We start from the raw sequence: 16,001 nt of genomic DNA, 5'->3' as shown, positions 1-16,001 counted from the left end.
GTGGAGCCGAGAAGGCGCCAAGCATATGGCATACATACGCGTATGTCAGGCAAATGGTCAGTCAGTAGCCGAGGAATATCTAAGACAACAACGTACAAATTACAAAATTGAGATAATGACAACAAGCCCGGCAGAAACTGTAGAAGTTGAACGGCAAAAGAAAACAAAAGCAACCTGTGAAACACATGACAATATTCCTGTATTAAAGGGGCCGAAAAACTTCTTATATAAGGTCTTGCGGGAGCTTTCGCTTGCCTATGCTTAATATTATGTTAACTCATCCGTGATGGTATGTCTTCTAAAAAATCCTACAATGTCTTGACACTATCTTTCAGGGCAATTCTTGTAGATAAAATATAGCAAAATATAGTAAAATATAGTTATACGTTTTTGCATAAAGACTGTGTAGGTGATAACTGTGACAAAATTGGCCATTATTGGCGGTACAGGAGTTTATGATCCGCGTATTTTGGAAAACGTGCGCGAGGAGGAAATTCTTACGCCTTACGGCGCGGTGCGGTATAAAGTGGGTGAATATGCCGGACAAGCGATTGCGTTCATTCCTCGTCATGGGAGCAAACATTCGATACCACCGCATTTAATCAATTATCGCGCCAATATTTGGGCGATGAAAAAAATCGGTGTACAAGCCATTCTGGCAACAACGGCCGTAGGTTCGCTCAACACGGCCATGAAACCGGGCGATTTCGTCCTGATTAACCAATTTCTCGATTTCACTAAAAACAGGGTTAATACTTTTTATGAAGGAGGAGAAAGGGGCGTCGTCCATGTGGACGTTACTGAGCCCTATTGCCCTGAGCTGCGCCGTAAGCTTGAAGAAGCGGCAAAGAAAATCGGCATTGCTATACATACGGAAGGTACCTATGTGTGCACTGAGGGGCCACGGTTTGAAACACCGGCAGAAATCGCCATGTTTGCGAAATTGGGCGGTGATGTTGTGGGCATGACCAATGTCCCGGAAGTGGTATTAGCCCGTGAAGCAGAAATGTGTTACGCCACTGTTTCAATGGTAACAAACTACGCTGCAGGTATATCGGCTCAGCCACTCACGCACGGTGAAGTTTTGGACACTATGAAAGCCAATACAGAGAATATCAAGCGCCTCATTATGGAAACTATTTCCCTAATTGACCCGGACGCCGATTGTACTTGCCGGCATGCACTGGCAGAATATGGCGGATTCCAATTATAAGCAATCACAGGAGTGAATGATTTGTGCTGCAATCTATTATTTGGTCTGACGGTGTATTGCAATTATTAAATCAAACTCTTCTACCTGCAAAAATTGAATATATTTCCTGTCGCGACTGGCAGACAGTAGCTGAGGCCATTCGCCGCCTGGAAGTGCGGGGAGCTCCCGCTATTGGTGCGGCGGCTGCTTTTGGTCTGGTACTGGGAGCGCGGGAATTGATTACTACTAATGAAAAGTTTTGGCCAGGCATTACTGAAATCGCGGCCGCCCTCCGTAAGACCCGGCCTACGGCTGTAAATCTTTTTTGGGCTATTGACCGCATGCTTTCGGTAGCAAGCCGTTATGACCAAGGTACTGATCCGGCTATTGTCGTGGCTGCATTGGAAGACGAAGCGCAAGCTATCGCTGCCGAAGACAAAGAGGTAAATAAAAAGATTTCCCTTTATGGCGCGCAACTTTTTACCAGAGGCGAGTACGCCGTATTGACCCATTGCAATGCCGGTGCGTTGGCAACGGTTGCTTTTGGGACCGCGTTGGGAGTCATACGCCAGGCTTGGGCGGAAGGCAAAATTAGACGGGTATTTGTTGATGAAACGCGTCCTTTGCTGCAGGGAGCCCGGCTAACAGCCTGGGAACTGGCGCAAGAAAACATTCCCGTTACGCTAATTACTGACAACATGGCGGGCTGGGTTATGAAAAATGGGATGGTACAAGCGGTGCTCGTTGGCGCCGATCGCATTGCCCGTAACGGCGATGTTGCTAATAAAATTGGTACTTACAGCGTGGCAGTATTGGCCAAAGAGCATGGTATTCCCTTCTTTGTGGCTGCTCCGGTTTCCACTTTTGACTTTACGATTGCCAGCGGTGCAGATATTCCGATCGAGGAGCGCAGCGCCGACGAAGTGAGTTCTTTTGGGGGGATTCGCGTCGCTCCAGAAGGCATTGATATTTATAATCCCGCTTTTGATGTTACCCCTAACCAATATATTACCGCCATTATTACGGAATATGGGGTATTACGCCCTCCCTATGATCGGGCCATTGCCAATTTGGCCAATAACGAGAAGATAAACCTTAGGAGATAAGCTTATGGCAAAGCTATCAAATATTCGGGAGCGTATTGTTACCGTCGGTCGTACGCTTTTGGAAAAAGGGCTTGTGGCGGGAACATGGGGAAATATCAGTGCGCGGTTACCCGATTCCGAATTGATTGCTGTTACTCCCTCAGGACGGGACTACCGGACGTTAAAGGCGGAGGATGTTGTTATTGTATCATTAGATGGCATGATTGTTGACGGTCATCTTAAGCCTTCCTCCGAACTGCCGCTGCACCTTGCAATTTACCGCGCCCGTAGCGATATTGGGGCCATCGTGCATACCCATAGCATTTTTGCCAGTGCCTGTGCGGTAGCGCGTAAGGCTATTCCCCCTATTATCGAGGACCTTATTCAGGTAACAGGGGGAAGCGTTGATGTAACCGAATATGCTCTTCCTGGCACGGAGGAATTAGCACTTAACGCTGCTAAGGCTCTTAATGGCAAAAAAGCTCTTTTGTTGGCCAATCATGGCGTTATTGGCTGTGGTGATTCTCTGGAAGAAGCAGTTACGGCCTGTGAACTGGTAGAAAAGGCCGCACAGATTTATATCTACGCCACTCAATTAGGCGGTGCAGTCGTGCTTGACGAAAAGGATGTCCAGATAATGCATACCTTTTATAAAGAGCATTACCGCCAACGGCAAAAAATGATATGATGGGAGAAATAGCATGGCGAAAACATTGTTACTGAAAAATGCCTATGTTTGGGGAGCAGACGGTACAATTACCAAGAGTGATATAGCCATTAGCGGTTCGGAAATTGCATGGGTGGGGTCAGAAAAACAAGATTGGCAAGCTGATCATGTTATCGACTGCACAGATAAATTGGCCATCCCTGGGTTTGTCAATACCCATACCCATGCGGCTATGACGCTTTTTCGCTCTTACGCTGATGATATGGCGCTCATGGACTGGCTGCAAAACAAGATCTGGCCGGCCGAAAGAAAGTTGACGGCTGAAGATGTATATTGGGGCAGCATGCTGGCTATTGTTGAAATGATAAAAACCGGGACGACAACTTTTGCCGATATGTATTTTTTTATGCCCGAAGTTGCCCAAGCCGCAGCTGACAGTGGTATACGGGCAGTTCTGTCACGGGGGATGGCAGGCGTTGCGCCCACCGCTGAGCAGGCCCTACACGAAAGTGAAGTGTTGTTCCGTGAATGGCATAACGCGGCCGAAGGCCGTATTACCGTTATGCTCGGCCCCCATGCTCCCTATACTTGTCCGCCTGCCTATTTGCGCCGGGTAGTTGAATTGGCCGGCCGACTGAAGGCCGAAATTCATATCCACTTATCCGAAACGGCAGGAGAAGTTGAAACCTGCCTGAAAGAACACGGTAAAACTCCTATTGCGTTAATGAACGAACTCGGAGTTTTAGATTGTGGTGTTTTGGCCGCGCACTGTGTGCATCTGACGGAAGAGGATATTGCGATTATGGCCCGCAAAAAGGTACGTGTTGCTCATAATCCGGGCAGTAATATGAAATTGGCCAGTGGTATTGCCCCGGTACATGAATTATTATCAGCCGGCATTTGCGTTGGCTTGGGAACCGATGGCGCTGCGAGCAATAATAACCTTGATATGCTGGAAGAAATGAGATTAGCGGCCCTCCTGGCCAAAGTAAGAAACAACGATCCGCTTGCCGTGCCAGCAGCAACCGCCTTGGACATGGCTACGCGTCGCGGCGCTGAGGCTCTCGGACTTGGCGGCAGTATTGGCGTACTGGCCGCCGGTTATAAAGCTGATATTACCTTACTGTCTCTTCAGGGACCGCATTGGCATCCGCGCCATGATCTTGTATCACTTTTGGTATATGCGGCTCAGTCCGGTGATGTGGATACAGTCATGGTAAATGGCCGCATTTTGCTGGAAAAAGGGAATCTGACCACCATCGACGAAGAAAGGGTAAAATATGAGGCAGCGCGGCGCAGTATGCGTCTGACTAGATAGTTACTAACTATAGGGGGAGTGAGATTTTGTTTACGATTTTAAAAAAGCAGGAACTGGCGCCGAGCGTGAAGTTATTCGTTGTGCAGGCGCCGCTTATTGCCCGCAAGTGCCAGCCGGGCCAGTTTGTCATTTTGCGGATTGATGAAAATGGCGAACGTATTCCACTCACCATCGCCGACTTCGACCGTGCCGCAGGTACAATCACCTTAATTTTTCAAGAGGTGGGGCATACGACGCGGCAACTTGGCCGCTTGTCAGCAGGCGACGCACTACTCGATCTAGCAGGGCCTCTTGGCAAGGCTACCCACATTGAAAAATTTGGTACGGTGGTTTGTGTCGGCGGCGGAATTGGTGTCGCGCCGGTGTATCCCATTGCCCGCGCTTACAAAGAAGCAGGTAATAAAGTAATTTCGATTATCGGGGCTCGCAATGCGGATTTACTTATTCTCGAACAAGAAATGGCCGCTATAAGCGATGTACTTTACATTACTACTGATGACGGGTCAAAAGGCCGAAAAGGTTTGGTAATTGACCCCTTAAAGGAGATGCTTGCCGCCGGCGAAAAGATTGACCTTGTTATGGCGATCGGTCCGGTAATCATGATGAAAAGTGTAGCTGAGGTAACGCGTCCGTACGGGGTTCATACTATTGTCAGCCTTAACCCGATTATGGTGGACGGTACTGGCATGTGCGGCGGTTGCCGTGTAAGCGTTGGCAACAAAAACAAGTTTGCCTGCGTTGATGGTCCTGAATTTAATGCCCATGAAGTGGATTTTGACGGTTTAATGGCCCGCCAGAAAATGTATCATAGCTATGAGCGCCGGGAACATCGTTGCGGAGGTGATTGTTCGTGTCATCGATAAAACACAAGATGCCGGAGCAGCAGCCGGAAATCCGGCGCCGCAATTTTGACGAAGTGGCACTTGGTTATGATGATACTACCGCCAAGGCCGAGGCCAGCCGTTGTCTGCAATGCAAGACAGCACCTTGTCGGCAGGGTTGTCCGGTCGGCATTAATATCCCTGCTTTTATTAAGCATATTCGGGAAGGCGACTTTACTGCGGCGATTGACGAAATCAAGACCAAGAATAACCTGCCTGCCATTTGTGGTAGGGTATGCCCGCAGGAAGACCAGTGCGAAAAATTCTGCGTAGTGGGTAAAAAAGGCGAGCCGGTAGGCATCGGCCGCCTGGAACGGTTTGCCGCCGACTATGCCCGCGCCCGCGGACGCAAACAAAAGGTAATTTTGCCGCCGGAGCCACTTGGCAAAGTAGCCATTATTGGCGCCGGACCGGCGGGATTATCGGCTGCAGGGGACCTTGCCCGCATGGGCTACAAAGTTACGGTCTTTGAAGCGCTTCACGCCCCAGGCGGTGTGCTGATGTATGGTATCCCTGAATTCAGGTTGCCTAAGGAAATTGTACGCCAGGAAATCGAAGAATTGAAAGAATTAGGTGTGGAAATCGTTGTCAACGCTGTTATCGGTAAGACTTTTACCATCGACGAACTCCTCACCGAAGAAGGATTTGACGCTGTCTTTATCGGTACCGGGGCGGGACTGCCGCACTTCATGGATATACCGGGGGAAAATCTCAACGGGGTATATTCAGCTAATGAATTTTTGACCCGGGTAAATTTAATGAAGGCTTATAAATTTCCCGAAGCAGGCACGCCTGTTCATGCTGGAAAACGGGTAGCCGTTGTCGGCGCTGGCAATGTTGCCATGGACGCCGCCCGAACCGCATTGCGCCTCGGTGCTGAAAATGTTTATATTGTGTACCGCCGCTCAGAGGAAGAAATGCCTGCCCGAGCGGAGGAGATCGAACATGCGAAGGAAGAAGGCGTAGAATTTAGGCTACTGACCAATCCGGTGCGTATCATTGGCGACGAACGGGGTTGGGTGAAAGGATTGGAATGTATCCGCATGGAGCTCGGCGAACCTGATGAATCGGGGCGGCGAAAACCTGTTCCGATCGCAAACTCCAATTTTGTACTCGATGTCGATACCGTCATCATGGCCATCGGCCAGGGGCCCAATCCTTTAGTCCAACAAACTACTCCCGGCCTGGCCGTAAATAAGCGGGGCAACATAACTACGGACGAAACCGGCCGGACATCGAAAGAAGGAGTTTTTGCCGGTGGCGACATCGTTACCGGTGCCGCCACGGTTATTCAGGCGATGGGAGCCGGCAAAAAGGCAGCGGCTGCTATCCACGAGTACGTGCAAAATAAACGTAAAGGCGCAAGGAATTCGCAGTAAGACATTGAATGTATATCTTGGTGGGAAATCTTCCAAGCGAATTTCTTATAGGGGGAGCAGACCATGGTTGAGCAGGCAGAGCGCATGCGGGGATTGACGTCGGCCATTTTCAGCCAGGTTGACGAATTGCGCCAAAAAGAGACGGCTGCCGGTCGCGACGTTATTACTCTTAGTATCGGTAGTCCAGATTTGCCCCCGGCGTCTCACATAATCGCCGCTTTGCAAGAGGCAGTCCTTAACCCGCGCAATTACGGATATACTCTGACTAGAGGACTGCCCGAATTGTTACAGGCCATTGCCGCATGGTATCAAACCAAATTTAACGTTTCTCTGGACCCGTCAACAGAAGTCCACTCTCTCATTGGTTCCCAAGAAGGTCTGGCGCACATATCCTTATGCCTGGTCAATCCGGGAGATATTGTCCTGGTTCCTGACCCAGGCTATCCCATCTATAGTGCCGGACCTTTAACGGCCGGCGCTCAGCTGCACTATATGCCGCTCAAACCGGAAAATCAGTACCTGCCGGATTTAACGTCTATCGATGAGTCCATTTTGCGACGCACAAAGTTGATGATTATTAATTATCCTAATAACCCGCTGGCTGCGACGGCGACGCGCGACTTTTTCTGTCAGGCGGTCGAACTTGCTAAACGTTACGGTTTTGTTATTTGCCATGACTTTGCCTACAGCGAACTGGTTTTTGACGGCTATAAGCCGGATAGCTTTTTAAGTGTGCCTGGCGCTAAAGAAGTAGGTGTTGAGTTTCATTCTTTGTCCAAAACCTATAACATGGCTGGATGCCGTATCGGTTTTGTTGTGGGCAATTCTCAAGTTATCGGCCTATTAGGGCGCCTAAAGTCAAATTTTGACTATGGCGTTTTCTACCCTATTCAAAAAGCAGCCATAGCGGCTCTGACCGGTCCGCAAGATTGCACTATAGCTACGGCTGCATGCTATCAGCGGCGGCGCGATATAATTGTAGACGGCTTTACGGCAATAGGCTGGCCGGTTGAGCGGCCCAAAGCCTCCATGTACGTCTGGGCGCCTGTACCTACCCGGCAATCCTCATTCGATTTTACCATTGATTTGCTCAAAAATACTGGCGTTGCCGTTATTCCCGGCGTTGCCTTTGGGCAATACGGTGAGGGTTATGTCCGCTTAGCGCTGGTGCAGCCGGAAGACCGTTTGGTTGAAGCTGTGGAGCGCATCAAAAAGTGGCTAGGTTGAAAAACTAAGGGGGAAGAGAAATGCGGGCACTTAACTTTTATTCCTCGAATTATCATAGTCAGCTGGTCTGCCGGCGTAAAAGCTGTACCATTCGCTTAGGAGACAAAACCCATAAATACGCAGAAGGAGACATAGTCTGGGTTACAGTCGGCAAACGGTTTGCTCAAAAAAAGAAAATATATACGGCGGTCATCGATAGAGTGCTGGTTAAACCTATCGCCCAACTAACAATTGAGGATCTACAAGGGGAAAACCCGGATTTTGCCTCTGTGGATGACCTCTTGGTCTTTTTGCAGTCAATTTATGAAAAAACGCTAACCCCTGCTGATATAGTAACCGTCATTTACTTTTCGGAAATAATCGAGTAGTTATTACACTATCATATCTAAATAAAGGAGTGCTTATCAGTTATGTCCAATTTTAAAATTCCCGTCGGCGTATCGGGCCGTCATGTTCATGTTACCCGCGAACATTTAGACATTCTTTACGGCAAAGGGTATCAATTGCGGCCCATGAAAGAACTGTCTCAACCCGGACAATATGCTGCTCACGAGACGGTAGATCTGGTAACGGAAAAAGGTACCTTTAAAAATGTTCGCATCTTGGGGCCGGAGCGCAAAAAGTCGCAGGTCGAAGTTGCTCTTACCGACGCCATAAAACTAGGCATTAATCCTCCGGTACGCGACTCGGGCGACTTAACGGGTTCACCCGGTGTTACTCTTGTTGGCCCTCAGGGATCCGTAAAGCTGGAAGAAGGGGTAATTATCGCGTGGCGCCATATCCACATGACGCCCGCAGACGCTGAAAAGTTTGGTCTTAAAGATAAAGATTTCGTTCGCGTCCGCAGCGGCGGCGACCGGGCGGTTGTTTTCGAAAACGTTCTTGTTCGTGTCCATGAAGAATTTAAGCTCGAAATGCATATTGACACCGATGAAGGCAACGCTGCTATGCTCAAAACGGGAGATCTGGTCGAAATCCTAAAGTAAGGCGTGAAGTGTTTTGAATGAAGAACTTGGTGTCAAAGGAAAGCTCGAAATTGTCGCCAGCAAAACCTTTGCCGCGAACGCCGTTTTAGTAGATGTTGTCGACTTTTTGAACAAGTCGTTAAAGAAGGACGGGTATATTTTTGGCGTCAGTAAATCGGGTGAAAAAATGACAATTGTAATTTACGAAGCCGAGTAAAAATACCCCGCGCATAATAAAGCGCGGGGTATTTTGTATTCATATGTAACCAAGCTTGTCCAGGCAGGATTTTTTTCTACATTGCGCGAATATATTATATTCAGAACGATGTTCGTTATATGGAAACGGAGGTGATTTATTGCTGCAAAAGGCATCGCCCTATATAGTCGCTTCTGTCGATCGAGCCCTTGAACTATTACTTATTCTTGGTCGGTATCCCCATGCGATGGGGGTGACTGAGCTTAGCAAAATATTAGGCGTACAAAAAAGTACTGTTCACAGTCTATTACAAACTATGTTGGCTCGTGGTTTTGTGCAACAGACCGATAATGGCCGTTATTCTCTGGGAATGCGACTTATTCATCTGGGGGAAATTTGTGCAGAAAGACTCGATATTCGTACTGCCGCCCGCCCGATCATGGTTGAACTGGCAAATGAAACAAAAGAAATTGTTCTACTGGCTGTTTTAGCTCGTGACGAGCTAGTTATCGTCGATAAAGTAGAACCGCAACGTCCTTTTCTTATTATTCCCAAATTCGATTTTAGTATGGCCATTCATAGTACCGCTGTTGGCAAAATCCTGCTGGCCCATGCACCTGAGGAAATCTACGAAGCAATTTTGTTACGTGGTATTGAACGCTTTACCCAATTTACACTTACCGACCATGAATCACTACGCCGTGAACTTATGAAAGTACGCGAACAAGGTTATGCCATTGGTTGCAATGAAACGATCGAAGGTATCACCTGTATTGCTGTACCCATCTATAATGCCGGCGGAAAAGTAGCCGCCGCCTTGTCAATATCCAGCGCCAGTTCTATGCTTGGCGTGGATAGATATGAAGCAATAATAGAAATACTAAAAGAAAAGGCTAAACTTATTTCCCGACGTTTGGGATGTACTTGCTGATTCCAGGCGAAACCTGTGAAAAATTATAAAGGAGGACAGACCTATATGCCAAAACCGGTATTTAATGAAGAAAGGTGCAAGGGATGTGAATTGTGCACAAGAGCTTGTCCTAAAAAAATAGTCGTAATAGCTGACCGTTTTAATAGTAAAGGCTATCGTCCCGCTACCGTGACAGATCCTTCGAAATGCATCGGCTGTGCTCTCTGTGCGAAAACTTGTCCTGACGTGGCTATTGAAATCCATAAATAAGGTTGGGAGTGATTGGTGTGGCAGAAAAAGTCTTGATGAAAGGCAATGAAGCCATTGGTGAAGCGGCTATCGTTGCTGGGTGTCGCCATTATTTTGGCTACCCTATAACCCCGCAGACAGAATTGACAGAGTACATGGCTAAGCGGATGCCTCAGGTCGGCGGGGTTTTTTTGCAGGCCGAAAGTGAAATTGCCGCCATTAACATGGTTTATGGCGCTGCCGGTGCAGGCGCCCGAGTGATGACTTCCTCGTCCAGTCCGGGTATTAGTCTAAAACAGGAAGGCATTTCTTATATTGCCGGCGCCGAACTGCCTTGTGTGATTGTTAACATTATGCGCGGCGGTCCCGGTCTTGGCGGAATTCAACCAGGTCAGGCCGATTATTTTCAGGCAACCAAAGGCGGCGGACATGGCGATTATCGTAATATCGTCCTGGCTCCCAATTCTGTCCAGGAACTAGTAGATATCACTGTTCTCGCGTTTGATTTAGCCGATCAATACCGCAATCCTGTTATGATTCTTGGTGACGGAGCTTTGGGGCAAATGATGGAGCCGGTTGAATTCAATACCAGTCAAGCGTCACCTGTTGAAAAACCATGGGCAGCGACAGGTATGAAAGGCGGGCGGAAAGACCCTAATATTATTAATTCTCTTCACCTCCAGCCGGATGAATTAGAAAAGCATAATACTCACCTGCAGAAAAAGTATCAGACCATTCGCGACAAGGAACCTCGTTATGAAGAACTCTATACTGACGACGCCGAACTTGTCTTGGTAGCTTATGGCATTACTTCGCGCATAGCCAGGTCAGCTATGGAGAAAGCACGGGCGGCAGGTATGAAAGTCGGCATGCTACGTCCTATTACATTATGGCCGTTCCCCGATCTTCCTTTTAACCTCCTTGCCCAAAAAGCTCATGCGTTTTTGACGATTGAGCTAAGTGCCGGCCAGATGGTTGAAGATGTCAGATTAGCCGTAAACGGCGCCAAGCCTGTCTACTTCTACGGGCGAACGGGCGGCATGATGCCAAGCCCGAAAGCGGTTTACGAACAAATCGTCAATATCATGAGTGGTAAGGGAGGCAAGTAAATATGGCTGAAAAAATATTTGCCAGGCCCCAAGCATTGCGCGATGTACCTTTTCATTACTGCCCGGGATGCCACCACGGCATTATTCACCGTCTGGTAGCCGAAGTCATTGATGAACTAGGGATTCATGACCGAGCAATAGGGGTAGCACCTGTGGGCTGCTCTGTTCTAGCCTATGAATACTTTAATTGTGATATGCTGGAAGCTGCCCATGGGCGTGCTCCCGCTGTCGCTACCGGCGTAAAACGCGTGCATCCTGACGCCGTAGTTTTTACTTACCAAGGCGACGGCGATCTGGCGGCGATTGGGTGCGCCGAAATTGTTCACGCCGCTGCACGGAGCGAACAAATCACTACAATATTTGTCAATAATGCCATTTATGGTATGACTGGCGGGCAGATGGCACCAACGACACTGGTTGAACAAGTTACAAACACATCACCATATGGTCGCAAAGTAGAAACTGCTGGCATGCCTATCCGTGTATCAGAGATGCTTGCTACCCTTGACGGAGCTAAATATATTGCCCGGGTGGCTGTTAACAACCCTGCTAACATGGCAAAAGCCAGAGCGGCTATCAAAAAAGCGTTTGAGATACAGTTGAATGGCGAAGGTTTTGCGATGGTTGAGGTGCTGTCTACTTGTCCTACCAACTGGGGTATGACTCCGCTTGAGGCAGTGGATTGGCTGGAAAAAAATATGATGGCCTATTATCCGCTGGGGGTATTTAAAACACCGGAGGGGGTGGCAAAATGACACATGAAATAATAATGGCCGGCTTTGGTGGTCAAGGAGTAATGCTAATGGGGCAGCTTATGACTTATGCCGGGATGATTGAAGGCAAACAAGTATCATGGATACCCTCTTACGGTCCGGAAATGAGAGGGGGGACGGCAAACTGTTCTGTTATCGTTTCGGATGAAGCCATTGGCGCTCCCATCGTAACAGAACCAACCGCCGTAGTTGCCATGAATTTACCGTCACTAGACAAGTTTGAGCCTGCGCTGCTGCCAGGGGGAGTGTTAATTATTAATAGTTCTCTTATCGAACGGAACAGCAAGCGCGAGGATATTACCGTATATCGTGTACCGGCTAATGATATCGCTGCTGAACTAGGAAATTCCAAGGTTGCCAACATGGTAGCTTTAGGAGCGTTGATTGCTGCGACGGGAGCTGTTGCTACGGCATCGCTACTAAAAGCTTTTCAAAAAATGTTTGCCAAGAAACCGGAACTATTGGAAATTAATGAACAAGCTATCCGCCGTGGGGCCCAATGTATTAAAGAATAAGATTAGACAACCATCCACAACCCGTGGATGGTTGTCTAATTTCTTATAGCAGGATTTTCCTTTCGTTTGGTGAATGTTTATTACATATTATAATTCTGGGTGGTATGAGTGTGGTTAACATTGATCTATGTATAGCCATAATGGCCGCTGTTACTAGCGCAATACCTTCGGCTCTTATCGTTATTAACGCTAAGGGACAAATCTTGCATATGGTTGCGTCCAAATATAGTGAAAAAAAGTGTCGCAGATTCGTCGACAAAGAGCTGTTTCGCATTGTAAAACTAATCTTTGGGATGCCGGCCGCCGATATGGTTTATAATACCTATCAGGAATGCTACCACTCCGGAACCCCGCGTGAATTATTCAAGTTGGAGCATATCACTGCTCGTGGACTTAAAGAATACTTTCAATGGCATTTTTTTCCTGAACCCAGTACAGGCAATACCATTATTTTTGTCCGGAATATTACGGAAACTACCCTTCTTACCGAGGAATTCTTACATATAACTGAGCAATACGCTACTGTTAATCAAGAGTTATGTGTCGCCATGTCTAAACTAGACTTACACCTTATGGACTTAGAGCAGGCCCATAAGAAACTTGCAGCCTTATATCGCATCACTGCCATTGTCCAGAAAACAGTTAATGAAAATGAAGTATTAAACGAAATATTGGACGGAATTACACGTGAACTTGGGTTTACCTGCGCCGCTATATTGCTGTTAGACAAAGATCGTCAGGAATTAACCATGAAGGCTCACCGGGGATATTCCAATAACGTTCGTATCCCATTAGGGAAGGGGATCACAGGATATGCTGCTTTGACAGGGCAATTAATTTACGTTCCTGATGTTCGTCATGATCCTCGCTATATAAAAGGAACCCATGACGGCGTGAGCGAAGTAGCGGTACCACTTATCGTCAATAACGAAATCATAGGCGTTTTGGATGTTGAAACCAATCAAGCGAAACGCTTACAAGACTATGATTTGGATTTGCTACGGTCTCTTGCCAGCCAAATTAGCATGACTATTGCTCATGCTAATCATGTATCTCGTGTGGAACTTCAGGCAATTACTGATGGCCTTACAGGTTTATATAATTACCGTTATTTCCAAACATTGTTTGAACGGGAGTTCAAGCGAGCGGTTAGGTATAAACGTCCGTTATCCCTGCTAATGATCGATATTGATAACTTTAAACTTTATAACGATACTTACGGACATCGTCAGGGTGATTATATAATCCGAACTATAGCCAACATCATTAGGCAAAATTGTCGCGATGTTGATATTGTCGTACGCTACGGGGGTGAAGAATTCGCCGTCCTGTTCCCAGAAACGACAATAGACGAAGCGCTTAAAATTGCTGAGCGCATCCGTAAGGCAGTAGCCGAATATCCCTTTGCCAATAAACATTCTCAACCGGGAGGGGTACTTACAGTGAGCATGGGGGTAGCCGGCTATCCTTATGACGCTCAATCCGAAACTGAACTCATTGATCACGCCGATTTGGCGTTATATAGGGCAAAACGGACTTCTAAAAACCGGGTTTGTCTTTATAGGGATCATCTCGACGCCAATTAAATATATACTATTGGTAGTTGCGCACGGCGTGACATATCGAGCCAGATTGTCCCCCCAGTGAAACTCATAATCCCCGCGACTTACTAAGCACCGTTTTGCCCGCAAGGTGGCACGGGTGGGATGCGGAAAATCTAATTGAAACAATCCTAAAAGTTAATCCGTACTTGCTGCTTAAAAAATTGGTTTATTAAACATAGTGGTGGTGTAAGTAACCATGACACAAGATGTTTTTGGCGATTTTAAGGCCTATTCATTAGCAGGAACCGACCAGGAAATTCAATTTATTACAACAGTTCTCAATCTACCGCCCAATTCCTCAATCTTAGACCTCTACTGCGGTTATGGGCGTCATGCCATTGAATTAGCGAGACTGGGCTTCAATGTTACCGGGGTGGATGCTACAAAGGCCTTTCTTGATATTGCGAGCCAAAAAGCAGAGGAGGAAGGAGTAGCAGTAACCTTTGCCCAGTGTGATATGCGTGAACTCGACTACTGTGAGGAGTTTGACGCGGTTATTAATATGTTTGCCGCCTTCGGCTATTTTAGCGATGCTGAAAATATTGACGTTCTTAAACGGGTAGCGAAAGCGTTACGCCCACATGGCCTGTTCCTGATCGATTTACTGAATCGCGACTGGATGGTACGTAATAGCCTTAATCGATATTGGCGTCACCCTAGCGGCGAGTATGTTTTATCCTACAAAGTTGAGCTTAGCCAGGGTGTCGCGATTATGAAACGAGAACTAGTTAACCTGTTAACAGGCGCGAAAACACAGTACGAATTCGTATTGCGTGCCTATTCCTTAGCCGAAATAACGGCAATACTGGCTCAGGCAGGCTTTTCCATTAAACAGACTTACGGAGGGTTCGATTATCGTACTTATGGTGTAGAAGCGCCACGGATGATTATATTGGCCGAAAAACAAACCTAAAACCACCTAGCGTTGAGTTATGTCTTGCTAGGTGGTTTTTTGCACAGTCTTTTAGCTTATTCATAGGATATAGCAGAGGGACTGTGAGGTGGGAACTTCATGCTTGTTAGAGTGAATGGTCGGGAGAGTAATCGCAGGCCAAAGGTAGGGTTGGCTTTAAGTGGCGGTGGGTTGCGGGGGATAGCCCATATTGGCGTTTTGAATGTACTGCTACAAAACCAAATCCCTATTCATATGATTGCCGGAACTAGCGCAGGCGCAATTATCGCGGCAATGTATGCCTGCGGTTATTCGCCTCGGGATATGGCCACCATAGCCGAAACTATTAAGATTCGTGACCTAGTAGACTTAAAGTTTACAATTGCCGACTTAATAAAACACGGCGTAAAATGTTTTTTAGGTCCCAAATATCGGTTTTGGTCCGTCTTGCCTAAAGGGTTGGTGAAAGGTGACAAAATTGAGAAATTTTTTGTAAAATACTGGCAACAAAAAACGGTCCGGGATACAAAAATCCCCATTGCCATTACGGCTGTGGACATTAACTCCGCCGATACGGTTTTTTTTACAACCCCTTTACCAGGACAGCGCAAAATACTAAATGCCAGATATATTCACAATGCTCTTCTATCAGAGGCTGTACGCGCCAGCATCTCCATCCCCGGCGTATTTTGTCCCAAAAAGTATCATGGCATGACTTTGGTAGACGGAGGAGTCAAAAATAATTTACCGACCGATATCCTTCACCATATGGGGGCTGACGTAATTATAGCCGTTAATTTAGGTTATGACGGACAACAAATCAACGATATTGAAACAATTGGCGAAATTCTGATCCAATGTATCGAAATCATGGGTAGGGAGGTGACCTTGTTAAAAGGCGAACAATATGCTGATGTGATAATTCGCCCATCTGTATATGACCTTGATTTTAAAAGCTCCAGATATGTCGCTCACTGTATAGCAAAAGGTGAAGAAGCTGCGCGGCAAAAATTAAGTGATATCAAAGTATTGTTATAGT

The 16,001-nt window shown here is 47.1% G+C and carries 18 protein-coding genes and 1 pseudogene; all 19 read left to right on the top strand.

The window, feature by feature from the left end:
- Nucleotides 1–265: pseudogene (locus tag BLQ99_RS09920) on the top strand (ISLre2 family transposase); the annotation flags it as partial.
- Between the two features lie 153 nt (nucleotides 266–418).
- Entirely contained in the window at nucleotides 419–1,213 is a 795-nt protein-coding gene (gene mtnP, locus BLQ99_RS09915; protein ID WP_093690540.1) for an S-methyl-5'-thioadenosine phosphorylase, read from the top strand.
- 23 nt (nucleotides 1,214–1,236) lie between these two features.
- Nucleotides 1,237–2,298, top strand: a complete 1,062-nt coding sequence (gene mtnA, locus BLQ99_RS09910) for an S-methyl-5-thioribose-1-phosphate isomerase (protein WP_093690538.1) — start codon at nucleotides 1,237–1,239, stop codon at nucleotides 2,296–2,298.
- Between the two features lie 4 nt (nucleotides 2,299–2,302).
- Entirely contained in the window at nucleotides 2,303–2,965 is a 663-nt protein-coding gene (locus tag BLQ99_RS09905; RefSeq protein WP_093690536.1) for a class II aldolase/adducin family protein, read from the top strand.
- Nucleotides 2,966–2,978: 13 nt separating this feature from the next.
- On the top strand, nucleotides 2,979–4,262 hold the full coding sequence (locus tag BLQ99_RS09900) for an amidohydrolase (RefSeq protein ID WP_093690534.1): 1,284 nt from the start codon (nucleotides 2,979–2,981) through the stop codon (nucleotides 4,260–4,262).
- A gap of 26 nt (nucleotides 4,263–4,288) precedes the next feature.
- Entirely contained in the window at nucleotides 4,289–5,125 is an 837-nt protein-coding gene (locus tag BLQ99_RS09895; RefSeq protein ID WP_093690532.1) for a sulfide/dihydroorotate dehydrogenase-like FAD/NAD-binding protein, read from the top strand.
- Between the two features lie 8 nt (nucleotides 5,126–5,133).
- Nucleotides 5,134–6,522 (top strand): NADPH-dependent glutamate synthase, encoded by a 1,389-nt coding sequence (gene gltA / locus BLQ99_RS09890; protein WP_171904649.1) that lies wholly within the window; start codon nucleotides 5,134–5,136, stop codon nucleotides 6,520–6,522.
- A 63-nt stretch (nucleotides 6,523–6,585) separates the two neighbouring features.
- Complete coding sequence (locus tag BLQ99_RS09885; RefSeq protein WP_093690528.1) at nucleotides 6,586–7,749, top strand: LL-diaminopimelate aminotransferase; 1,164 nt, start codon at nucleotides 6,586–6,588, stop codon at nucleotides 7,747–7,749.
- Nucleotides 7,750–7,769: 20 nt separating this feature from the next.
- On the top strand, nucleotides 7,770–8,117 hold the full coding sequence (locus BLQ99_RS09880; protein WP_040683442.1) for an ASCH domain-containing protein: 348 nt from the start codon (nucleotides 7,770–7,772) through the stop codon (nucleotides 8,115–8,117).
- A gap of 42 nt (nucleotides 8,118–8,159) precedes the next feature.
- Nucleotides 8,160–8,735 (top strand): phosphate propanoyltransferase, encoded by a 576-nt coding sequence (pduL, locus tag BLQ99_RS09875; protein ID WP_007290438.1) that lies wholly within the window; start codon nucleotides 8,160–8,162, stop codon nucleotides 8,733–8,735.
- Nucleotides 8,736–8,748: 13 nt separating this feature from the next.
- The gene (locus tag BLQ99_RS09870; protein WP_040683443.1) at nucleotides 8,749–8,931 is read left to right on the top strand and encodes a DUF4264 family protein; all 183 of its coding nucleotides are present in this window, start codon (nucleotides 8,749–8,751) and stop codon (nucleotides 8,929–8,931) included.
- Nucleotides 8,932–9,070: 139 nt separating this feature from the next.
- Nucleotides 9,071–9,841, top strand: a complete 771-nt coding sequence (locus BLQ99_RS09865; protein ID WP_093690526.1) for an IclR family transcriptional regulator — start codon at nucleotides 9,071–9,073, stop codon at nucleotides 9,839–9,841.
- 45 nt (nucleotides 9,842–9,886) lie between these two features.
- Entirely contained in the window at nucleotides 9,887–10,090 is a 204-nt protein-coding gene (locus BLQ99_RS09860; RefSeq protein ID WP_071934031.1) for a 4Fe-4S binding protein, read from the top strand.
- A 17-nt stretch (nucleotides 10,091–10,107) separates the two neighbouring features.
- Complete coding sequence (locus BLQ99_RS09855; protein ID WP_093690524.1) at nucleotides 10,108–11,178, top strand: 3-methyl-2-oxobutanoate dehydrogenase subunit VorB; 1,071 nt, start codon at nucleotides 10,108–10,110, stop codon at nucleotides 11,176–11,178.
- A 2-nt stretch (nucleotides 11,179–11,180) separates the two neighbouring features.
- A complete protein-coding gene (locus BLQ99_RS09850; RefSeq protein WP_093690522.1) occupies nucleotides 11,181–11,933 on the top strand; it encodes a thiamine pyrophosphate-dependent enzyme in 753 nt (250 codons plus the stop codon).
- Nucleotides 11,930–12,466, top strand: a complete 537-nt coding sequence (locus tag BLQ99_RS09845) for a 2-oxoacid:ferredoxin oxidoreductase subunit gamma family protein (protein WP_093690520.1) — start codon at nucleotides 11,930–11,932, stop codon at nucleotides 12,464–12,466. Before BLQ99_RS09850 ends, BLQ99_RS09845 begins: the two co-directional genes overlap by 4 nt.
- Before the next feature lie 110 nt (nucleotides 12,467–12,576).
- On the top strand, nucleotides 12,577–14,052 hold the full coding sequence (locus BLQ99_RS09840; RefSeq protein WP_171904648.1) for a sensor domain-containing diguanylate cyclase: 1,476 nt from the start codon (nucleotides 12,577–12,579) through the stop codon (nucleotides 14,050–14,052).
- 214 nt (nucleotides 14,053–14,266) lie between these two features.
- The gene (locus tag BLQ99_RS09835; protein WP_093690516.1) at nucleotides 14,267–14,983 is read left to right on the top strand and encodes a class I SAM-dependent methyltransferase; all 717 of its coding nucleotides are present in this window, start codon (nucleotides 14,267–14,269) and stop codon (nucleotides 14,981–14,983) included.
- 99 nt (nucleotides 14,984–15,082) lie between these two features.
- Nucleotides 15,083–16,000, top strand: a complete 918-nt coding sequence (locus BLQ99_RS09830) for a patatin-like phospholipase family protein (RefSeq protein WP_093690514.1) — start codon at nucleotides 15,083–15,085, stop codon at nucleotides 15,998–16,000.
- Nucleotide 16,001 lies beyond the last annotated feature (1 nt).

Origin of the sequence: Sporolituus thermophilus DSM 23256, from assembly GCF_900102435.1 — a bacterium.
Classification (GTDB): domain Bacteria; phylum Bacillota; class Negativicutes; order Sporomusales; family Thermosinaceae; genus Thermosinus; species Thermosinus thermophilus.
The sequence above is the reverse complement of the archived record's forward strand: the minus strand, read 5'-3'. Positions and strand labels throughout refer to the sequence as shown.